The organism is Anaerolineales bacterium (assembly GCA_025808555.1).
Lineage (GTDB): Bacteria > Chloroflexota > Anaerolineae > Anaerolineales > UBA11579 > JAMCZK01.
Map to the genome: position 1 here is coordinate 1,141,384 of CP075526.1, position 20,880 is coordinate 1,162,263.

At 58.5% G+C, this 20,880-nt stretch carries 24 protein-coding genes, 1 tRNA gene and 1 riboswitch; of the genes, 12 read left to right on the forward strand and 13 right to left on the reverse strand.

Annotation, left to right across the window (positions count from 1 at the left end):
* Positions 1-27 precede the first annotated feature (27 nt).
* Complete coding sequence (locus KIT08_05980) at positions 28-540, reverse strand: DinB family protein (GenBank protein ID UYN88649.1); 513 nt, start codon at positions 538-540, stop codon at positions 28-30.
* A gap of 49 nt (positions 541-589) precedes the next feature.
* Between KIT08_05980 and KIT08_05985 the strand changes: the two genes are divergently transcribed.
* From KIT08_05985 to KIT08_06005, 5 genes are read left to right on the forward strand one after another with little or no spacing between them, the layout of a single operon-like run.
* The gene (locus KIT08_05985) at positions 590-1,354 is read left to right on the forward strand and encodes a hypothetical protein (protein UYN88650.1); all 765 of its coding nucleotides are present in this window, start codon (positions 590-592) and stop codon (positions 1,352-1,354) included.
* Positions 1,355-1,360: 6 nt separating this feature from the next.
* Positions 1,361-2,860 carry an ATP-grasp domain-containing protein gene (locus KIT08_05990; GenBank protein UYN88651.1) on the forward strand — a complete coding sequence of 500 codons (1,500 nt, stop codon included), beginning with the start codon at positions 1,361-1,363 and terminating at the stop codon, positions 2,858-2,860.
* Positions 2,857-3,348 (forward strand): biotin/lipoyl-binding protein, encoded by a 492-nt coding sequence (locus KIT08_05995; protein ID UYN88652.1) that lies wholly within the window; start codon positions 2,857-2,859, stop codon positions 3,346-3,348. Before KIT08_05990 ends, KIT08_05995 begins: the two co-directional genes overlap by 4 nt.
* Positions 3,338-3,790: a MaoC family dehydratase gene (locus KIT08_06000; protein ID UYN88653.1), complete on the forward strand. Its 453-nt coding sequence runs from the start codon at positions 3,338-3,340 to the stop codon at positions 3,788-3,790. The genes KIT08_05995 and KIT08_06000 overlap by 11 nt, the downstream gene beginning before the upstream one ends.
* Entirely contained in the window at positions 3,790-4,659 is an 870-nt protein-coding gene (locus tag KIT08_06005) for a CoA ester lyase (protein UYN88654.1), read from the forward strand. Before KIT08_06000 ends, KIT08_06005 begins: the two co-directional genes overlap by 1 nt.
* A gap of 39 nt (positions 4,660-4,698) precedes the next feature.
* Here KIT08_06005 and KIT08_06010 read toward each other — a convergent pair whose 3' ends face one another.
* From KIT08_06010 to KIT08_06065, 12 genes are all read right to left on the reverse strand, one after another.
* Positions 4,699-5,649, reverse strand: a complete 951-nt coding sequence (locus KIT08_06010) for a DUF4349 domain-containing protein (protein UYN88655.1) — start codon at positions 5,647-5,649, stop codon at positions 4,699-4,701.
* A 59-nt stretch (positions 5,650-5,708) separates the two neighbouring features.
* The gene (locus tag KIT08_06015) at positions 5,709-6,431 is read right to left on the reverse strand and encodes a metallophosphoesterase family protein (GenBank protein ID UYN88656.1); all 723 of its coding nucleotides are present in this window, start codon (positions 6,429-6,431) and stop codon (positions 5,709-5,711) included.
* 7 nt (positions 6,432-6,438) lie between these two features.
* A complete protein-coding gene (gene cdd / locus KIT08_06020; protein ID UYN88657.1) occupies positions 6,439-6,837 on the reverse strand; it encodes a cytidine deaminase in 399 nt (132 codons plus the stop codon).
* A complete protein-coding gene (locus KIT08_06025; GenBank protein ID UYN88658.1) occupies positions 6,824-8,023 on the reverse strand; it encodes an HlyC/CorC family transporter in 1,200 nt (399 codons plus the stop codon). The genes cdd and KIT08_06025 overlap by 14 nt, the downstream gene beginning before the upstream one ends.
* 76 nt (positions 8,024-8,099) lie before the next feature.
* Complete coding sequence (gene glmU, locus KIT08_06030) at positions 8,100-9,452, reverse strand: bifunctional UDP-N-acetylglucosamine diphosphorylase/glucosamine-1-phosphate N-acetyltransferase GlmU (GenBank protein UYN88659.1); 1,353 nt, start codon at positions 9,450-9,452, stop codon at positions 8,100-8,102.
* An 86-nt stretch (positions 9,453-9,538) separates the two neighbouring features.
* Positions 9,539-9,609 (reverse strand) — tRNA-Gln (locus tag KIT08_06035).
* Between the two features lie 67 nt (positions 9,610-9,676).
* Positions 9,677-10,447: a hypothetical protein gene (locus KIT08_06040; protein UYN88660.1), complete on the reverse strand. Its 771-nt coding sequence runs from the start codon at positions 10,445-10,447 to the stop codon at positions 9,677-9,679.
* Entirely contained in the window at positions 10,444-11,136 is a 693-nt protein-coding gene (locus KIT08_06045; GenBank protein ID UYN88661.1) for a PIG-L family deacetylase, read from the reverse strand. Before KIT08_06045 ends, KIT08_06040 begins: the two co-directional genes overlap by 4 nt.
* A gap of 58 nt (positions 11,137-11,194) precedes the next feature.
* Positions 11,195-12,196, reverse strand: coding sequence for a response regulator (locus KIT08_06050; protein ID UYN88662.1), 1,002 nt, complete (start codon positions 12,194-12,196; stop codon positions 11,195-11,197).
* A gap of 56 nt (positions 12,197-12,252) precedes the next feature.
* The gene (locus KIT08_06055) at positions 12,253-13,026 is read right to left on the reverse strand and encodes an ABC transporter ATP-binding protein (GenBank protein UYN88663.1); all 774 of its coding nucleotides are present in this window, start codon (positions 13,024-13,026) and stop codon (positions 12,253-12,255) included.
* A gap of 5 nt (positions 13,027-13,031) precedes the next feature.
* Entirely contained in the window at positions 13,032-14,045 is a 1,014-nt protein-coding gene (locus KIT08_06060) for an iron ABC transporter permease (GenBank protein UYN88664.1), read from the reverse strand.
* Between the two features lie 58 nt (positions 14,046-14,103).
* Entirely contained in the window at positions 14,104-15,063 is a 960-nt protein-coding gene (locus KIT08_06065; GenBank protein ID UYN88665.1) for an ABC transporter substrate-binding protein, read from the reverse strand.
* 107 nt (positions 15,064-15,170) lie between these two features.
* Positions 15,171-15,310: riboswitch (cobalamin riboswitch) on the reverse strand.
* 67 nt (positions 15,311-15,377) lie between these two features.
* Here KIT08_06065 and lhgO point away from each other — a divergent pair.
* From lhgO to KIT08_06100, 7 genes are all read left to right on the forward strand, one after another.
* Positions 15,378-16,583 (forward strand): L-2-hydroxyglutarate oxidase, encoded by a 1,206-nt coding sequence (lhgO, locus tag KIT08_06070; protein ID UYN88666.1) that lies wholly within the window; start codon positions 15,378-15,380, stop codon positions 16,581-16,583.
* A 1-nt stretch (position 16,584) separates the two neighbouring features.
* A complete protein-coding gene (gene wecB, locus KIT08_06075) occupies positions 16,585-17,679 on the forward strand; it encodes a UDP-N-acetylglucosamine 2-epimerase (non-hydrolyzing) (GenBank protein UYN88667.1) in 1,095 nt (364 codons plus the stop codon).
* A gap of 69 nt (positions 17,680-17,748) precedes the next feature.
* A complete protein-coding gene (locus KIT08_06080) occupies positions 17,749-18,237 on the forward strand; it encodes a winged helix-turn-helix transcriptional regulator (GenBank protein UYN88668.1) in 489 nt (162 codons plus the stop codon).
* Positions 18,238-18,260: 23 nt separating this feature from the next.
* Entirely contained in the window at positions 18,261-18,812 is a 552-nt protein-coding gene (locus KIT08_06085; GenBank protein UYN88669.1) for a hypothetical protein, read from the forward strand.
* 2 nt (positions 18,813-18,814) lie between these two features.
* Positions 18,815-19,555 carry an N-acetylneuraminate synthase family protein gene (locus KIT08_06090; GenBank protein ID UYN88670.1) on the forward strand — a complete coding sequence of 247 codons (741 nt, stop codon included), beginning with the start codon at positions 18,815-18,817 and terminating at the stop codon, positions 19,553-19,555.
* A complete protein-coding gene (locus KIT08_06095; protein ID UYN88671.1) occupies positions 19,552-20,208 on the forward strand; it encodes a glycosyltransferase family 2 protein in 657 nt (218 codons plus the stop codon). The genes KIT08_06090 and KIT08_06095 overlap by 4 nt, the downstream gene beginning before the upstream one ends.
* On the forward strand, positions 20,205-20,879 hold the full coding sequence (locus tag KIT08_06100) for a hypothetical protein (GenBank protein ID UYN88672.1): 675 nt from the start codon (positions 20,205-20,207) through the stop codon (positions 20,877-20,879). The genes KIT08_06095 and KIT08_06100 overlap by 4 nt, the downstream gene beginning before the upstream one ends.
* Position 20,880 lies beyond the last annotated feature (1 nt).

Consider the following 20,880-nt stretch of genomic DNA (forward strand, 5'->3'; position numbering starts at 1 on the left):
GTGGACAGGCTTCGTGTAGCTAGCTTGCTACCACTCGCCCGCGTAGCCTGGCTGGTAGGGTTTGACGGCGCGCTCGAGCAGCAGACGATGCAGCTCATTGAGCTGGCGGATGTGGAGGCCATCGTGCGCCACCCAGGCGGCGAACATGTCGCCGGCGCGGATGCTGCGACCGGCGCGCGCATAGCGCGTGTTCCAGTCAACCTGGCCGAGTGAGCGCAGCCAGCGCAGCGAACGGCGGCGCTCGCTGAGGTAGGCGGCCAGCGAGGTTTGCAGGTCGCGCGTGTTGTATTTGTGCTGGGTCACCCAGGCCGCGGGGGCAATGGGCGGCCAATCTTCGGCGGGGCGATTGAGGATAATGTCGAGGCGCACGCGGAAATCAAAGCGCTCTTCATCGTACAAGTGATTGACAACTTCAAGGATCGACCAGGTTTTAGGGCCGGGCTTATAGCGCGCCTCGGTCTTGTTTACCCCGGTAACGAGTGCCTTGATGCGCTTGGGGTTCTCTGTGAATTCGCGCAGCAGGAAATCTATGTCCATCATGCACCTCATGCAATGAATTACCATTAAGCATAATCCTATGGCTCGAAAGATGAAAGCGAAAGTCCTGCTCCCTCCGCTCCAGGCATTGTTAGTGCTGGGAGTGACGCTGGCGGCTTGCGGCCCCAGCGATGCCGTATTGCAGCGCGAACGGGCTGCGCTGGTAGCGTTCTACGAGGGGACTCATGGCCCTGAATGGGTCGACCAGCGTGGCTGGCTGAGCGATGCTCCGGTGTGCGAATGGTACGGAGTGAGCTGCGAAGGCGGGCGCGTGGTGAGCCTGACGATGAACTGGAACAGCCTGCGCGGGGAGTTGCCCACTGCACTGGCGCAGTTGAGCCAATTGCGTACGCTGGTGCTGTATTACAACCAGCTCAGCGGGCCATTGCCGCCAGAGCTGTCTGAGTTGCAGCATCTGGATACGGTCATCCTGCACCATAATCGTTTTGAGGGCGAGTTGCCTGAGGCGTATGGGAACCTTGGGAACCTGCGCATCCTTGACCTGGAAGGTAATCAGCTGAGTGGGCCATTACCCGCCAGTTTTGGAAAGCTACGCAGTCTGGAGATCCTGAACTTACGCCACAATCGCTTGAGCGGCGTGCTGCCAGCCGAGATCGGCCAGCTGGGGCAGCTGCAGGGCTTACTGTTAAGCTCAAACGACTTTGAGGGCGAGGTGCCTGGAGAATGGCTGGTGCTCGCCGACCATTTGTTGATGTTTGGCTTGTATGCCAACCCGCGTCTAGGCGAGATCCCCTTTGTGCTTGAGGATCTGCCGCGTTCGCGCCTGGAATTTTTGAGCGAGCGGTCTGGATACTGATACCCAATGGCAAACAAACTTCCCTTCACCACTGTGTTGGTTGCCAACCGCGGCGAGATCGCCGTGCGGGTGATAAATGCGTGCCACAAGCTGGGTCTGCGGGCGGTGGCGGTGTACTCTGAGGCGGACGCTGGCGCATTGCATAGCCAGGTTGCGGATGAAGCTGTGCTGATCGGCCCGGCGGCGGCGCGGCAGTCCTATCTCGATTTCGAAGCTGTGCTGCGGGCGGCCAAGCAGACTGGCGCCGAAGCGGTGCACCCGGGCTATGGCTTTCTGGCTGAGAATGCCGAATTTGCTGAAGCGGTGATGAAGGCGGGCTTGGTCTGGATCGGCCCGCCGCCAGCGGCGATGCGCGCCATGGGCGACAAAGCTACGGCCCGCGAGCTGATGTTGAAGGCTGGAGTGCCTGTGCTGCCGGGCTACCAGGGCGAGGACAGCGACGCTCAGCTGCGCAAAGCCGCCAAGGCTCTGGGCTACCCGCTGCTAGTGAAAGCGGCAGCGGGCGGCGGCGGCGTGGGCCAGCGGGTGGTGCAGGCAGCGGTAGAACTGGAAGATGCGATGGCCGCGGCGCGGCGTGAGGCCGCCAGCGCCTTTGGCGATGAGCGGCTAGTGCTGGAGAAGTACCTGGCGACGGCGCGCCATGTGGAAGTGCAAGTGGTGGGCGACCAGCATGGCAAGCTGCTGCACTTGTTCGAACGTGAGTGCTCGCTGCAACGCCGGCGGCAAAAAGTGGTGGAGGAAACACCGTCACCCTTGTTGGATGCGAGCTTGCGTGCGGCGATGTGCGAGGCCGCAGTGGCTGCAGCGGCCGTAGTGGATTACACCAACGCCGGCACGGTGGAGTTTTTGGTTGACCCGGCCACGCGTGAATTCTATTTTCTGGAAATGAACACCCGCTTGCAAGTGGAGCACCCTGTGACTGAGCTCACGACTGGCGTGGATATTGTGGAGTGGCAGCTGCGCGTAGCCGCGGGTGAACCGCTGCCGTTTTCACAGAGTGAGCTTGCGCAGCGCGGCCACGCAATCGAGTGCCGCATCTATGCGGAGGATCCGGCGGCCAACTTTCTGCCGCAAGCCGGCAAGGTACTGAAGCTTCAGTTTCCACAAGGGGCACGAGTGGATGCGGGCATTACTGAGGGCCAGGCGGTGAGCGTGCACTATGACCCTATGCTGGCCAAGCTCAGCGTGCATGCGGCCGACCGCGCCCAGGCGCTGGCCGCCATGCGGATGGCGCTGGCGGATACTGTGCTGCTGGGTGTGGTCAATAACATCGATTTTTTACAAGCCGTGTTGGCAGAGCCGACTGTGGCGGCGGGTGACTTTGACACCCAGACGATCGAACGCACATTTGCCGGGTGGCAGCCGGATGGCGGCTTGCCGGCGATGGCCTTGTTGGCTGCAGCCGCGCTGGAGTTGCAGCCTGGTGCAGCCGTTGCCACAGATGACCCAGACCCGTATTCGCCGTGGGCCAGCGGCAGCGGCTTCCGCATGGGTGGTGCACTGTGAAGTTTTATTTTGCACATGGCGGTGATACGCATGTGGTTGAAGTACAGACCAGAGGCGAGGCGCTACGAGCCGTGATCGATGGGCAGGTGTATGAAGCCAGGCTTGAGCTCGGCCAGCCGGTAGTACTAACCTTGGGCGGCCAACAGGTGCAGATCGCCTGGGCCAAAGATGGCCGGGATACCTGGCTGCATGTGGCCGGCCGCAGTTACAGGCTGCGGCGCACCACGGGCGGCCGTTCGAGCGGCCAGGCAGCGGGCGCAGAACGCAGCCTGCGGGCGCCAATGCCGGGCCAAGTGCGCAAGGTGCTGGTGCAGCCCGGCCAACCGGTGACCGCAGGCGCAGTGCTTGTGGTGCTGGAGGCGATGAAGATGGAAGTGCGCATCATGGCAAGCCAGGACGCAAAAGTGGCGCAGATCGCCGTAACTGAAGGCCAGAGCGTGGAAAAAGACCAGCTGTTGGTGGAACTGGAGCCAAACGATGGCGGGTAAGTACTACGAAGAATTGGAAGTGGGCCAGCGAATGCGCCATGGCCGCACCCGCACGATCACTGAGGCGGATAATGTGTTGTTCAGCGGGCTGACAATGAACACTCAGCCTCTGCACATGGATGAGGAGTTTGCCAAACGCAGCCAGTTCGGCCAGCGGATCGTCAATGGCATCTTCACCTTTGGGGTCGTTGTGGGCATTACGGTGCCTGATCTGACCGAAGGCACGATCGTGGCTAACCTTGGCTACGAGAGGGTCAACCACCCCAACCCTGTATTTGCTGGCGACACGATCTGGGTGGAAACTGAAGTGCTGGAAAAGCGCCCCTCCGGAAGCAAACCTGACCGCGGTGTGGTGCGTTTGCGCCATGTGGCTTACAAGCAAACAGGCGAGCCCGTGGTCGAGATCGAGCGGGCTGTGATGTTTTTGAAACGAGAGGCCTAATGCGCACAAGACGAACCTTGTTGTATGTCCCCGGCAGCGATTGGCGCAAGATGGAGAAGGCTGCAGGCCTGGGCGCGGATTGTGTGTGCCTGGACCTGGAAGATGGCGTAGCGCCCAGTAGCAAGGCGGAAGCGCGCACGTTGATTGCCAAAGCACTGACCGAACTTGATTTTGGCCGCAGCGAGCGATTGGTACGCGTGAACGCTGCCGATAGCGGCCTGCAGGCTGAGGATCTGCAGATCGCCAGCCATCCAAACCTGCAAGGCATCGTGCTGCCGAAAGCGGCCAGCGCGGCGGATGTTCAGGCTGTTGGTGTACGTCTGCAGCAAGCGGAGCGCGAACGCGGGCTGGCGGCGAATACATTGAGCTTATTGGCGCAGATCGAGAGCGCCATGGGCCTGGTGAATTTAAAAGACATCGCCAGCGCGGATAAGCATCTGGTGGCGCTGATCTTTGGCTCAGAAGATTTTGCCAGTGATCTGGGCGCCATCCGTACGCAGGAGGCTGATGAGATCTTCTATGCGCGCAGCGCAGTAGTGACGCATGCGGCCGCCTTTGGTCTGCAGGCTATCGACATGTTGCATGTGAACTTCAAAGACAGTGCGGGCTTGATGCAGCTGGCGGCCCAAGGGGCGCGGTTGGGCTACAGCGGTATGCAGGTCGTGCATCCTGACCAGATCGCGCCGGTTTTGGCCGCCTTCACTCCGAGCGCAGAGGAGACCGCCTGGGCGCAACGCGTAGTGGATGGGTATACCCGGCACGCAGCGGAGGGCCGCGGCGCGTTCGCACTGGATGGCAAGATGATCGATATGCCGCTGGTGAAAGCCGCACAGCGCGTGCTGGCGCGGGCGGGTGTGGCAAACAAATAAAAAGGCCGGGAATTCCCGGCCTTTTTTATTCTCTTGAAGTTAGCGCTTCTTGCGCTTGGCGGCAGGTTTGCTGCGCACACCGCGGCGCTGGCGGAGCCAGCGCACTAGGAAGTACAGGGGTGCGCCGAGCACCAGCAGAATGGGGAGAGCATACAGCACCAGCCAGATCACGGCATTGACGATGCTTTGCAGAGCGCTGAGTAGGGCCTGAATGGCGTCTTTGGCCACGCCTACCGGCTCCCAGCCGCCAATGGTGATAGGCTGAACAGCCTGGCTGGCGATCAGGTCCACGCTGATGGAGGACATGGCGGCGGATTCTTCGTAGTACTTGATCTGGCCCTTGAGGACTTCGATCTGCTCAGTTATGTAATTGAGCTGGTTGAAAGCAGCAAGCACATCTTCGGTGTCCTCGGCGTCTTGCATGATCTGGCGCAGCAAGGCCTCAGCATCCTGCAGGTTACGTAAGCGGGACTGGAGGTCAGTGTATTCGGCGGTCACATCCTGCCCGGAGAGACTGCGGTTCTCCACAGTGCGAGCGTCCTGCTCGATCAACTCCAGAGCTTCGGTGAGACGCTCAGCCGGCACACGGATGGTGATGCTGGCCGAGGGGGCCTGGGTGCCATTTGCAAGGGTGCGTTGATAAAGGTATGAATCGACCACGAAGCCGCCGAAGCGTTCTGCCAAGGCCGTAATACTTTGCATGGCCTCTTCAGGCTGATCCACCACGATGGAGAGACTGGCGTTTTGGATGACCAGGCGCTCAGCGTTGGCGGCTGGCGGCGCACCAGCTACTCCCCCACCATAGCTTTCTTCCATGCTATCCGCGGCGACCATTTCGCCTGCAAAGGTCATATTGGGGCTGGAAGGCATTTCCATTTGCGCGCTGCGTTCGTAATCTGCAATGGCAGCGGCCGCTGGGGCACAGGCGCCCAGCAGCATGGCGGCGAGAATAGATGCAACAACAATATATGAGGGCGTTTTATGTTTCATGTTGTCTCTCCTTTGAGTGTTCCTCCCCTAGTAACGCAGCAACGTAGAAAAAAGTTCCGTCACCAACCGCCAGAGAGACGGCTGGCGTGACGCTCCGGCAGCCTGGCAGCCAGCATACGGGTCTGCACCAGGGGGATGTCATACTCCACGCGAGTGTAGTGCCAGGAGGCATATTGGGGATCGAAGATGGCATAGGCGGCACGCGGGTCACGATCGCGTGGTTGGCCTACGGAGCCTGGGTTGGCGATGCAGCGGTCATGCAACTCTAGCGTAGTGCCGGCAGGCGGAATCTGTAGGTTGATCCCCGCGCCGTGTTTGATGAACAGCACGGGTACATGAGTATGGCCAACAAAACAGAACGGGGTCTCAAAGTAGCTGAAATTCTCCAAGGCCGAATAACTATCTAGCAGATATTCCAGTACGGGTTGGCGCGGGCTGGCATGGGCCAGGGTGACCCCTTCTTCCACACGCATCGGCTGCAGGTTCTGCAGGAAGGCCAGCGACTCCGGCGTAAGCATGTCGCGCAGCCACTCCACTGAAGTGCGCGCCTCGGCGTTAAAACTCTCCAGCGGCAATTGGCCAATGGCGGCCGCGTCATGGTTGCCCTGCAGGCAGACCAGGTTGGGCAAAGCCGCTAAACGGGCAATGCACTCGTTGGGGTCAGGGCCGTAGCCTACGACGTCTCCCAGGCACCAAACGGCATCCACGGTCCCCGCATCTGCCAGAACGGCTTCAAGCGCGGTGAGATTTGCGTGAATATCGCTAATGACCAGGGTGCGCATATAGTGCTTACGGTTTGATATTGAGATTGCTGGGCAGAAAGGCGCCGGGCAATAATTTATCGACGGTGGATTCTTGCAATATCTCGCCAGCCTGATTGGCAAGCAGCACAGTAGCGTGGAGGGCAAATTCAGCCAAGACTTGGCGGCAGGAGCCGCAGGGTGAGCCGCCGTCTCGCGTGACCACAGCGATCGAGTCAAACTCGCGCTCACCCTGCATGATGGCAGTGAACATGGCCACACGCTCGGCACAGATCGAGTCAGGGTACGCGGCGTTCTCGATGTTAGCACCCAAGTAGACTTTGCCGGCTTTGGTGCGCAGCGCGGCGCCGACGAAGTAGTTGGAGTATGGCGCGTAGGCGGCTTTTTGTGCTTCTTGTGCGGCTTTTACCAGCTCAGTCTTTGACATTATCTTCTTTCTCAGCTTCCAACAGAGCCGACGGAGTACGCAAGGCGCGGACCCGGCGGATGCGGCGGCCGGTAATGAATTCTACGGTGAAGAGCAAACCATCCTGCTTCACCTGTTCACCCACGCGTGGCAGGCGGCCCAGGGTGCTGAACAGAAAGCCGCCCAGGGTGTCGGCGTTCTCTGTACTGAGATCACTTTGCATGATTTCGTTAAAGTCTGCCAGTGGAATACGCCCATGAAACAAGTATTCATCTTCGGAGACTTCTTGGTAGTTCTGCTCCTCACCCAGGTCATCATATTCATCCTGGATCTCGCCGACGATCTCTTCCATCAGGTCTTCGAGAGTTACCAGGCCAGCCACGCCGCCATATTCATCCACCACGATCCCCATGTGGATGCGGCTGCCCTGCATTTCGGAGAGCAGTTCATCGAGTTTTTTGGACTCAGGCACGAAGTAAGCGCCGCGCGCCAGGTCACGCAGGGGCTTGTTGTTCTCCTCGCCGCTGCGCCAGACTTTTAGGATGTCTTTCAGGTAGAGCACTCCTGCGATGTCGTCAATCGTTTCATTGTAGACCGGGATGCGCGAGTAGCCTGATTCGATGAGCGCATCCACGGCGTCTTTGAGAGGGGTGCTGGCCTCAAGGGCGAAGATGTCTATGCGCGGCACCATGATCTCGCGCGCCAGTGTGTGGCCAAACTCCACAATCGACATGATCATCTCGTGCTCGTCCTCTTCCAGCACGCCTTGCTGCTCGCTGGCGGTGACGAAAGACTTGAGCTCATCCTCGGTGATGGTTTCGAGATCGGCAACGTTCTGGTTGCCGGGGCTCAGGCGGGAGAGCACGAAGATGATGGGATGCATCAGCGTGTTGACCACGCGGGCCACGCCGCTGAGGCGCAGCGACCAGCGCTCTGGGTCTTGCAGGACGCGGCGCTCCACAAAGAATTCGGCCAGCCAAATGGCAAAACCGATCGCCACCAGGGAACCCAGGTTGATGAGCGAGGCGCTGCCTTGTGAAGTAGGGATGAGGAAATCGAGCACCAGGCCGGCCATGAGGAAACGCAGCAGGACCAGCGAGAGCTGCAAAGCATCACGAAGATTCTGGCGATGCCTAAGCAACTCCAGGGTGCGGGCCGCCTTGATTTCCAGTTCGTCTTCCAGAGTGACCAGACGGGTCTGGCGCACATTGATGATGCTGGCGCGGGTGGCAGTGACCAGTAAATCGAATGCAAGTAAAAGAGCAAGCAGGGCTATGAGCGGACTAATCAGAACCTTCCAGTTTGCGGATGGCGCGGGCCGGCACGCCCGCTACCACGGTGTTGGGGGGAACATCTTTGGTCACCACCGCGCCAGCGCCGGTACGGGCGCCTTTGCCGATGTGCAGTGGGGCAACCAGCATGGTGTCACTGCCGATGAAGACGCCGTCTTCGATGACAGTGGGGTTCTTGTTTTTGCCGTCATAGTTGGCGGTGATGGTGCCGGCGCCGATATTGACGTTCCTGCCGATGGTGGCATCGCCGATGTAAGAGAAGTGGCCCATCTTGACGCCGGGGGCCAGGCGCGAATTCTTGATCTCGCCAAAGTTGCCCATGTGTACGCCATCTTCCAGGTGGGCGCCCTTGCGCAGGTGGGCAAACGGGCCGATCTCAACATCGTTCTCGATGACGGCGTGCTCGACCACGGCGGCCTGGATGTGGCAGTTGTTGCCCACGCGGCTATGGCTGATGGTGGTGTTGGGGCCGATGATGCAGTCTTCGCCAACCTGGGTGCCTGCCAGCAGCATGGTGTTGGGCAGCAGCGTTGTGTCCTGCCCAAGGGTGACGCCCGGTTCGATGTAGGTAGTGTGGGGGTCCTGTATCGTGACGCCAGCCAGCATCCAATGGCGGTTCATGCGCTGGCGCAGGGCGTACTCGGCTTCGGCCAGATGCTCGCGGGTGTTGATGCCGATGGCTTCAGTGGGGTCTTGCAGCTCGAGGCTGTGGATCTTCTTGGCTTGCTTGACGGCGATGGCGAGCAGATCGGTCAGGTAATACTCGCCCTTCTTGGCGGAGGGCTTGAGCCTGGTAAGCGCAGCCCACAGCCATTTGGCGTTGAAGCAGTAGGCGCCAACATTGAGCTCGTCAATCAGTAGCTGTTTGGGCGTGGCCTCGGCTTCTTCAATAATGGCAACCGGTGTGCCTTTAAGGCGTTTGATACGCCCGAAGCCACGGGCATTTTTTTGTTTTAGTGTGAGCAGGGTGATGGCGGCTTTGCTTTTGGCATGCGCCTCAGCAAGGGCGGCCAGGGTTTCGCCAGTAAGCAAGGGCAAGTCGGCATTCGAGACGATGATCTGCTCGGCATTGCCCTCCAGCAGCGGCTGTGCCTGCATGACGGCGTGGCCTGTGCCCATCTGCTCATGTTGCTCGACATACTCGGCCTGGTCGCCAAGGGCGGCGCGGATGGCAGCCGCCTGGTGGCCGATGACGAGCACGGGCGGCAATGAGGCGGCCTGGCGGGCAGCGTCAAGGGCGTGCTGCACCATGGGCCTGCCGCCGATGGGGTGCAGGATCTTTGGCAGGCGCGAGCGCATGCGCGTGCCCTTGCCGGCGGCCAGGATAATGACGCGGGTGGTCATGTAGCCGGCCACCTGGCAGGCGTTAAGAGTGAGAGCGGGGAAGAATCAGGGAGAGGGTCTTCTGTGGCTTGCATAGCTGACGCAAGTCGGGGCGCCTGGACTCGAACCAGGATCCACGGATTCAAAGTCCGGTGTGCTGCCATTGCACCACGCCCCAATGGGTCGGGTTAGCCGAGGGCGCAAAATTGTAACATTTTTGCCATAGAAACGATGTTTTGAGTGCGTTACAAGCCGTTGACCAACGAGATCTGCTTGTCCAGCTCCTCTTTATCCTGTAAATAGCGCTGGATCACTCGTGTCTTTTTTGACAAAACCTCCTCCAAAACTGCTTCAGTGAAATGTTTTGATTGATAGAGTTTGCCCTTATTGGGGAGCATCTTGGGGGCCAGGCGGCCTTCAATCACGCCGCTCAAGCTATCTTTCATGAGGTTAAAGCCGAGTTCGACTGTTTTTAGGAAGATGGTTTGCAAGCTGTCTTGTGGATCCAGTTGTGGCCGGCCTTGCAAAAGTACATCTCCGGTATCGATCTTTGCATCCACAAGATGGACAGTAGTGCCGATGGCCTGAGGCATTTCATCATATATGGCCCAGAAAGAGCTATCCACGCCACGGAAGCTCTGTGTCAAGCCGGTATGGATGTTAAGCGAGTGGTGCTTGGGCACGCTCAACAAATCGTTGCCCAAAATGCTGGTGCCGAACACAAGAAGCCAATCAGGGTTGGTTGATCTGATTGCTTCTCGTACAGGCTCATCGTTAATTCCGCCAGGCCGCGTCTCAAGCATGCTGCCGGGTGGTTCCCAGCCTACCGCCTGAGGAAAGAAGGATCGCTCTGTTTCTTTGAGTCCTTCAGCATAGTTGTTGAGCATGGCAGAACCAACAGCCCCGGAGGACTTTTTGGGTTCCATGACAATGAGTGCTGGAGGGAAAAATGCAGAGAGATGCTTGACAAAGGCCTTGTGGCGCACCGCTGTGCTTGTCAGGTAGACGAAATTCACTGGTTGTCGATCACACGGGGAAGTATTGAGCAAACCTGGTATCCCTCGGCGTAAAGGGTTTCGAGAATAAAGGCTCGCGTTTTTCCGAGGCCTTCAATCAGGCCCTCGATCCGGGGAATGACTTCCTGCTGCGTGTGATGGGCGCGAATTGCTTTGAGCTTGGCATCCATTTCGCTTGAAATGTCTACCAGTACATCCACCTGCTGAAAGGGGTCCGTAACTTCGTAGTACCAGGTTTCGCCGACACGGTGGCGTTCGCCAAGCTGGGGCATCACATTCTCCCATGCCTTCCAAACTGCTTCCTTGGAGATGATAGAGACGGCCTGGTGGTCTCTGTGCTTATCATGCTCCGCATGGGTTAGAACGAGATCAGGTTTTTCCTCGCGGATCAACTTGATGAAGCTGTGAAAGGTTTCCCGATCATTTTTCACTTCCTGCGTCTTATAGGGCAGGAAGAATAGCTTTTGAAATCCGAGGATACTTTGGGTTGCTTCGCTTTCCAGTTTGCGCTCTGTGGCGATGTCGTCAATATGCTGAAATGCTGGAGAAATGCCCGTCTGGCCCCCGGTGACAACAACCACTGTGACCTGTGCGCCGGCATTTACCAGCTTACGAATGAATCCGCCACAGCCTATCACTTCATCATCTGGATGAGCTGCGAAGACCAAGACCTTTGAGAAAGACTTCATTGTTTTATCGGGTGTTCAAAAAGCTAAAAATGACTTTTGTATTCTACAGCCAAATGCGCTATTGATTGATATCGGTAAGCGCACCTGGTGCCAGGCCAATCTGAGAGGCTTGCTCATAGCTGATGGCACCGTGCAAACGCGGCGCAGGCAGCTCGGCAGATTCCCAGTAGCGCTCGGCGGCCACGCGGCTGGGCCGCGTATCCTCCATGGCGAGCAATTTTTCCAGGTGTGGGTCTGTTTCGCCTAGCCTGTTCTCTGCCTGCACGGCTTGGGTAACAGGCGGAGCAAGGCGCAAGCCGGTTTTATGCATGGCCTGGGCTAGTGCAGCCGCACGGGCGTTGCTGAGCGGCTTGGTGACGACAGCGAGGCAGCGCCCGGAGCCAAGGCTGGCGAAATAGACATGCTCATTTGTGCCGCGGATGGCCAACAGATCATCAGGCTGTGCCGAGCCTAGCAAATTGCCCATGCGCTGGCTGGCCTGGATAGCGGCCAGCATGTGGGTGATGAGGTTGGCCTCCACATTGGGATTAGGCAGAACGCCGGCGCGGGCCAATACCTGGCCGTCTACCGAGATGAGCAACGCAGAATAGGCCTGCACTGTGAAGCGCAGTTCGGCGAGTTGTTGAGCAATACTGGCGTTGTCTTGCGAATTCTTGATGACAGACAGTTCGGTGGGCAGGATGGTTTTTACGAGTCCCAGCTGGCGCTCAACGGCATCCAACACATCGGCCAGTTCGCCCGGTTTGAAGAAAAAGCCGTCAGCGCCGCTGCGGGCTACCTGACTGCGGATGGACTCATCCTGCACGCCGCTGAGTAGGATGACGCGGGTGGCGGGCTGGCTGCCGCGGAAGCGCGCCATCAACTCCAGCCCGGAGATGCCGGGCAGGAGCACATCGGCGATGAGCATGTCGAAGGGCGCGTCCTGCAAGGCTCGCAGAGCCGCCTCGGCAGAAGGCGCGCTATGGACGGTGACGGCCGGGCCTAAGCTGGCCAAACCCTCCAACAGGGCGTTGGCAGCTTGCGGCTGGTCTTCGACTATAAGGATGCGCTTAATAGACACCCGCGGATTGTACGCACGCAGCGCGTGGCGCGCGGCGGAATTGCTGGCTGAGTTTTCTACTTGTCTTGCAGTACAACCCAGGGTTGGCCGGTTTCAGGATCAGGCAGGATGCGAGTAGATACAGAATAGGCGCGCTGGAGCACTTGCTGCGTGAGTACGTCTTTCGCGGCGCCTTCCGCCTGCAGCCGCCCGTCGACCAATAGAGCCAGCCGCCTGGCAAACAAAGAGGCCAAATTGAGGTCGTGCAGGGCAACCAGGACAGCCAGCTCACGCTCGCGGGCCAGGCTGCGCACCACGTTTAGGATGGCTACCTGATGGTGGAGGTCGAGGTGAGCGGTCGGCTCATCGAGCAGCAGGACTGGACAATCCTGTGCTAAGGCGCGAGCGAGCAACACGCGCTGCTGCTCGCCGCCAGAAAGCTCACCGGCGCGGCGGTTTTTTAGCGCGGCGCTCTCGGTTATCTGCATGGCCCACTCAATTTTTGCCTTGTCCTCGACCCCCAAGCTGCCCAGCCAGTTGAGATGCGGGGTGCGGCCAAGAGCTACGCATTCGTACACGGTGAAGGCGGGGGGTAGCTGCGTGGATTGAGGCACCACGCTGACCAGGCGGGCACGCTGGGCTTCAGGCATTGCCAGCAGGTTCTGCCCTTTGAAGGTGATAGTGCCTGCTTGCGGGGTCAGGACGCCACTGAGGGCGCGGATGAGGCTGCTTTTGCCCGCCCCGTTAGGCCCGATCAGCCCCAGCACTTCTCCTAGTTGCAGCTGCAGGTTAAAGTCTGTGAGGACCTGTGTTTTGCCGTATGCCAGTGAAAGTTTCTCGATATTAAGCATAGCGGTTACCAATACATCTGTGCCTTGGCGCGGCGCAGTAACCAGAGAAAGAAAGGCACGCCCACCAGTGCGGTGATGATCCCCACCGGCACGACTTGGGGAGGCAGGATGGTGCGAGCGACGACGTCGGCCACCAGCAGCGCGGCGGCGCCGCCGAGCAGCGAGAGCGGCAGCAGGCGGCGGTGGTCGCCGCCCCAAATAAGACGCAGGGAATGCGGGATGACAAGGCCAATGAAGCCGATCATGCCCGAGAAGGCCACGGCAGCCGCAGCGGCCAGCGAGGCGGCGATGATGAGCACCAGCTTGATGCGCTCCACCGGCAGGCCGAGCTGCTGGGCCTGCTCTTCGCCGGTTTGCAAGACATTGAGCTGATGGCCGGAGAATAGCAACGCGGTGATGCCGATGACCACATACGGCAGCATGGCAATGACGGGCTGCCAGCCGCTGAGCGCTGCGCCGCCCAGCAGCCAGGCAATGGCGCGGCGCAACTCGCTCTCGGATTGCAGCATGAGGAATGAACTGAGTGAGGTGGCAAAGGTGCTCACGGCAACACCCGCCAGAATGAGCGTGGTGACCGGCACGGTTTTGCCCAGGCGCGCAATCCAATACACGATGGCGACGGTGAGCAGCGCTCCGGCGAAGGCGGCGGCAGGCACACTGTAGAAGCCGAGCAAATCCTTGGGCCAATCACGCGCCATCATGGTAACGGCGCCCAACCCGGCGCCGGAAGCGATGCCGATGAGGTACGGGTCGGCCAAGGGGTTGCGGAACAGACCCTGATAGGCAGTACCGCTGGCCGCAAGCGCTGCGCCGGTGAGCGTGATGAGCACAGCGTGCGGCAAACGAATCTCAAATAGGATGGTGTTGAGTGTGCCCTGCAACGGCTCAAGGCCGAGTAGCGCTTTGAAAATCCTTTCAGGAGGGATAAAGACAGAGCCTAGCGCGATGCTAAGCAAAAACGCGCCGACCAGAAGGATGGCTGTTGTGATGAATGGATGGCGGCGGATGAAAGATTTCATAAGTGCTACTACGGGAAGGCGGGATTCATGACCCCGCCTTCCCGTAGTTATTGTGTACTTAGTCAAAAAGCTCTGGGTGCAGCAGCAAAGCCAACTCCTCGAGCGCGTTGACAAGGCGCGGGCCAGGGCGGCTCATGTGGTCGTCGTTGAACGGATAGACGCGGTCGTTGGCGACGGCAGACAGCGCACTCCAACCGGAGCGGGCGGCCACCGATTCCACAGTAGCGCCCCAGGCAAAGTCACCCAGCAGGATCACATCCGGGTCAGCTACCAGCAGATCTTCGATGCTGTAGGCGATGTAGCCTTCCTGGTTGCTCACGACGTTGGCGCCGCCAGCCAGGTTGATGATAAGGTCAATGAAGGTGCCGGCGCCCGCAGTGAAGGGCGCGTTCGGGTCGGTTTGGCCATCGACTTCGTAGAAGACGGTGGGACGCATGGTGACGGTGGCCACTTTGGTGAGCACCGCATTGGCGCGGGCGCTGAGCTCATCAATGGCGGCCAGGGCTTCCTGCTCGTTGCCGGTGAGAATGCCGACGGTCTCCAGGTTGCGATACAAGCCTTCAAGGTCGGTTGGGTTGCCGAGCCAGTAGACGGTGATGCCAAGCTGTTCGAGCTGGTCCACCTGCTCCGGCGGCGTAATGCCTGCGGCCAGCACCAGGTCTGGCTCCAGACTGAGGATGAACTCGGTGTTTAGGCTAGCGTAGGTGTCGCCAATGTCGGCCACGTCCAGCGCTTCCTCGGGGAAGTTGGAGTACAGGTCACGGCCGACGACTTGGTCCCCGGCACCTGCGGCGAAGAGTAGCTCAGTGTTGGAGGGCGCCATGGACACGACGCGGGCGGCGGGGGCAGCGAGGGTAACTTCGCGGCCAAGGTCATCCGTGAGACTGATACTGGTGTCGACTATGGGAGTGGTAGTGGGTTCCACTACTGCGGTAGGGGCTTGGGTAGCCACGGCTGCGGGAGCGCAGGCGGCCAAGAGGGCGAGCAGCACAAGGCTACTGAGAATGCGTTTCTTCACGGTAAATCTCCTTAATCGATTAAACAAAAATCCCTGCACGCGGCAGGGAAGGTGTTGTCAAGCGGGGTTCTGGGCTTGAACGGTGAGGCACCTCCTATCGTCGAGGATTGTGCTTGAGCAAGCTGGGCCGGCGACCTGGCTTACCGTCTCAAGGACGGATCACAGTTGCGGGACAGCGCCGGCATCTCACCGGCTTCGCAGTTGCCGTTGTCTTTGGACAACGGCCACCCAGTTGCATGTTAATGAGCCGGATCATTCTAGTGTGTGGATCGGCTGTCGTCAAGTTTTTGGCTGAGTTATCATGCTGACCAGATATGCAAAACAAGATCTATGATTTTGCCGTCATCGGCGGCGGCCTGGTGGGCCTGGCCACGGCGCGGGCGCTTTTGCAGAAGTACCCGGGCAGCTCGCTAACGGTGCTGGAGAAGGAGCCGCAGGTAGCCGCGCACCAATCCGGCCGCAACAGTGGCGTGCTGCATTCCGGCATTTACTACAAAAAAGGCAGCCTAAAGGCACAACTCACCACAGCGGGACGCACCGCCATGCTGGCTTTTTGCGACGAGCACGGCATCAAGTATGAGATGACCGGCAAGTTGATCGTCGCTACCAGTGAAGAAGAACTGCCGCGCTTGCAGCTGTTGTACGAACGGGGCACGGAGAATGGGCTGGCGCTGGAGATCGTGGGCCAGCAGCGCATTGCAGAAATCGAGCCATATGTGAGCGCTCTACAGGCCATTTGGGTGCCACAGGCCGGCATTGTGGACTACAGTCAGGTCGCCCGTAAATTGGCCGAAGAATTGGTGCTGGCGGGCGCAGAAGTGCGCCTGGGCGCCAGATTACAGCGCTTTGAGCACAACAATGGGATATTACACCTGCAAACTGGCAATGGTGAAGTACGAACGCGCATCGCGGTGAACTGTGGCGGGCTTCACAGCGATCGGCTGGCGCGCCAGACCGGGGTCGACCCTGGACTGCGCATCATACCGTTCCGCGGCGAGTACTTTCGGCTGCGTCCGGAGGCACAGCACCTGGTGCGCGGCATGGTGTATCCGCTGGCCGACCCGCGCTTTCCGTTTCTGGGGGTGCATCTGACGCGCATGACGGACGGGGAAGTACTGGTGGGGCCGAACGCGGTGTTCAGCCTGCGGCGTGAAGGCTATTTCAGCCGTGACTTTGACCTGAGAGATTCGCTGGAGTCGTTGAGCTACAGCGGCTTCTGGCGGCTGGTGTTGCCAAACTTGCGAACGGGGTTGGGGGAACTGGTGCGCTCCGGAAGTGTGCGGGTGTTCGCCCGCGATGTGCAGAAGATGATGCCACCTATCCAGGCCGAGGACCTGCTGCCGGCGCGGGCGGGTGTGCGCGCCCAGGCGGTGGATAAGTACGGCAAGCTGGTGGAGGATTTTCGGTTTGCGCACGGCGATGGTTGGCTGCATGTGCTCAACGCGCCGTCACCGGGGGCGACGGCCAGCCTGGCCATCGGCCAGCACGTAGCCGCCCAGGCGGCGGAGTTGGTGAGCTAGCATGGCTAAGAAGCTGGCTCTCGTGGTTGGGGCGCGGCCGAACTTTATGAAGGCCGCGCCGCTGATGGCGGCGGTGAAAGCCAAGGGCCGCCTGCAAGCGGGCTTGATCCATACCGGCCAGCACTTTGACGCCAACATGTCAGATGTCTTTTTCCGCCAATTGGAAATGGCTGAGCCGGACCTGTACTTGGATATTCACGGCGGCAGTGTTAATGAGCAGGTGGCGCGGGTGATCGTGGCGCTGGACCGCGAGTTTGCGGCGAACCGCCCTGACATGGTGGTGGTGTTCGGTGATGTAAACGCTACTTTGGCCGCTTCGATCGCGGCCAATAAGCTCAATATTCCCTTGGCGCATGTGGAAGCCGGCTTGCGCAGCTTTGACCGCGCGATGCCGGAAGAGCACAACCGGATTGTGGCGGACGTGCTGGCGGACTATTTATTCACCCCTTCGCCGGATGCGGACGCGAACCTGGCCGCGGCCGGCATTCCTGCTGAGCGCGTGCACCGCGTGGGCAATATCATGGTGGACAGCCTTTTGCGCTTCAAGCCGGCCGCGGAACAGCTGGCCGCGTGGGATGCGCATGGGTTGAAGCCGGGCGGGTATGGCGTCGTGACGCTGCACCGTCCCTCGAATGTGGATGAGCAGGCTGCACTCGATAGCATTGTTGAGGCGCTGGTCGAGATCCAGAAAAGTACGCAGTTAGTCTTCCCGGTGCACCCGCGCACACGCGCTCGTATGGCCGAGTGGGGCTTGCTGGATGCTTTGCAAGCCAGTGGTGTGAAGGTGTTGGAACCGGTGGGTTATTTGGAGTTCGTGAGCTTGATGACGCAGGCCCAGTTTATTTTGACGGACTCCGGCGGAATTCAGGAAGAGAGCACCGTGCTGGGCATCCCGTGCCTGACGGCACGCGAGAATACAGAGCGCCCTATTACTCTACAAATGGGCGGAAACCGCTTGGTGGGTAATACACCCGAGGGCATTTTGGCTGGCTACCGAGCCTTGCAAGGGCAAAAAGTGGCCCCACAGCAGCCCGATCTATGGGACGGGCGCACTGCTGAGCGTATTGAAGCCATTTTGTTTGAGAAATTGAGCTAGCGCTTAAAAGTCGCCTATTGACACTTTCGCTGTGCGCGTGTCAGAATTCATTTCCTGAAAGCTAGTCACGTGAAGCAACGCGAATACAGACTGTTGGAAGCAATTGCCGAGGATGAGACGATTACCCAGGCTGGTTTGGCCAGCCATTTGGGTATGGCCATCGGCAGCGTCAATTGGTACATCAAGCGCCTGATCAGCCGCGGCTACATCAAGGCCACGCGTATGGACCGCACCCGTTTGCGCTACAACCTGACCGGCGAAGGCATGCGCGCCTTCCAGCGCAATGCGACCCAATATGTCAAAGATTCGCTCAAGGTGTATCACGTGCTGCGCCAGCAGGCGAAAGAGCTGATCGCATCCATGCAAGCCAAGGGTATTGACAGCGTGTATATCGATGGCAGTGATCCGGAGCTAGACATCTTCCGCCTGACCTGCCTGGAGACTGGCAGCCCGGCCTTGGATGAGCAGCCCGGCAAATACATCATCCGCATGCGAAATGGTGCTTATTCGCTGGAGCGCAGCAAGCCAGCCGGAGACGGAGCGCGGAAGATCGCATGATCGAGAACCGGCAGGTGTACGTAGTGATCCCGGCGCGCGGCGGCTCTCAGCGATTGCCGCGCAAGAACATTGCAACCCTGTGGGGCCGGCCACTGCTTTATTGGGCTATCCAGGCTTCGCGGCAGTCGAAATACGTTGATCGCTGCTTTGTATCTACTGAGGATAGCGAGATCGCAGGGCGCGCGGAGGAGTTTGGAGCGAGCGTTATTCTGCGGCCACAGGAACTGGCTGGTCACGAGGTGTTCAAGCAGGACGTGATCGTGCACGCGGCACGCCAGTTTGACCCCGCGCCGCACTTCGTAGTTTCGTTGCAGGCTAATTCTCCGCAGCTCAACCCGGCGGACTTGGACGGCGCCATCGAAAAGCTCGTGCAACGCAAACTGAACGAAGTGTTTTCGGTGGATGCAGACCTGGTGCAGAATGCCTGCTTCCGCGTAATGAAGTACGAGTATGTTTTTCAGCAGTCCATCAGTACACACTGCGGCGTCTATATTGCAAATGCCACAGATTTGCATACAGCGGCAGATCTCGAAGCCATTGAGGCGCAAGGCAAACCCGACTGGGCAAAGGAATGACTATGCATCAAAACAAACTGATCCCTAAGATCAACCTGATCGCTGAGATCCACCCTCAGTTCAGCGGAGACATTGGCCGTGCGCAAATGATTATCCAGCAATGCAAGCTGGCTGGCGCGGATGCGGTGAAGGTGCAGCTGTATGACTCGCAGGCCTTGTTTGGTAACAGTGATCGCGAGTACCTGCAATTTAGTAAGAGTGAGTTTAGAGACGTAAAAGCCTATTGTGATCATGTAGGCATTGAATTGTTTGCCTCAATCTTTACCGCGGACCGGATTGACTGGTGCGAGGAGCTGGGACTGCAAACGTATAAGATTGCTAGCCGTACGATCGCTGATATAGACCTTTGCAAAAAGATCCTGGCAACAGGCAAGAAGATCTTGATCTCGCTTGGCGCCTGGGACTGGAAAACACAAGGCATGCCTTTTGAAGGCGACAACCTGGTTTATTTTTATTGTGTTTCAAAGTACCCTACGATAGGCGCTGAAGTTGAAATGCCCAGCTTTAGCAAGGAGCAATTCCTGGGATACAGCGACCACACTCCAGGGATTGGCGCCTCGTTGTTTGCAGTAGCACGCGGGGCGCAATATATCGAGAAACACTTTACGCCGAACCGGGCGCTGCAGAACCCTACCGAACTTGCGCATCTGGGCGGCATGGATTTTGATGAACTGCGGCAGTTGCGCAATATTGCTGATGAGATCAGTATGTTGCGCGTAAACGCGATTGGTGGTGCGAAATGAAAGCTTCAATTATTGTGACTTCGTACAACTATGGCGCGTATGTCGAGCGCTGCCTACGCAGCTGCCTCTCGCAGAATTTCCCACAAGACCAATATGAGGTCATTGTGGTGGATGACGCCAGCACCGATGACACGCTGAGCCAACTGAAGAAATTTGAAAACTACCCAAACTTTCGCTATATCGTGAATGAAGAAAATGTAGGCGTAGCTGAATCGGCAAACCGAGGCATACGCGCCTCGCGTGGCCAGTATTTTGTTCGGGTGGATGCTGATGATTACATTAACGCAGACCTGCTGTTTTTTCTCACTCGCTATCTGGCAGAGAATCATGATGCGTTTTGCGTATCGTGCGACTACATTCTGGTAGATGAATTTGGCAACAAACTAGAGCGACGCTATGCCAAAGACCACCCGGTTTCATGCGGCATTATGTATCGAACGGATCTGATCGCAAACTTCGGTCTTTACAATGGCAACTTCCGCCATCGCGAAGAAGAAGAGTTGCGAGCACGCCTGGCGGATTACTACAAGATCCATCATCTGCAGATCCCGCTGTATCGCTACCGCATGCACAAAAGCAACAAAACGAAAAACCTCGAGGAGATGGAGCGCTTTCGTAACCTCTTACAGAAGGACAACGAGGATACGAAATGACATCATCTGATCTGCCCGATAAGGATTGGATAGTTGATGACTCCCAGTGGAGTCACAAAGCTTTCATGAGCGACAGGGATGCCGATCTTTTTGAGACGATCCTGCTGCGCAAAGCTCCAGCTTCGGGCGTGCTAAATGTGTTGGAGTGGGGGAGTGGGCGAAGCACGGTTTATTTAACCAACATGCTGCTGAAGGAAGTGAAGCAATTCTTTTGGAACTCCCTCGAGTATGACCGTGAATACTTTCTGAGTAGTCTCGAGCCAGTTTTTGCAGAAAGTGCTCAATTTAGTAAGAGTGAAGAAGATGGTCGCATTATCTTCGCTTCTCAAAACGTTCGTATTGACGTTTTTGATTATGGCAAGCTGTCGCCTTTTTTACGCGAGCACGCTGATGATCGACAGGTGCCTATGGATGACTATATTGGCCTTCCTGCGCGTCTAGGAGGCAGGTTTGACGTGGTGCTTGTGGATGGGCGCAAACGCCGTCGCTGCACGCTAGAGGCAAAGGAATTGCTCAAGCCGGGTGGGGTTGTAGTCGTCCACGATGCATATCGTCCCTATTACCACTGCGCGTTTGAAACCTATACTGCCCAACAATTTATTGGCGACATTCTGTGGATCGGCTCGAAAGAAAAAACAGATTTCTCGGATTTACTTGAACAGGCTGGTTGAC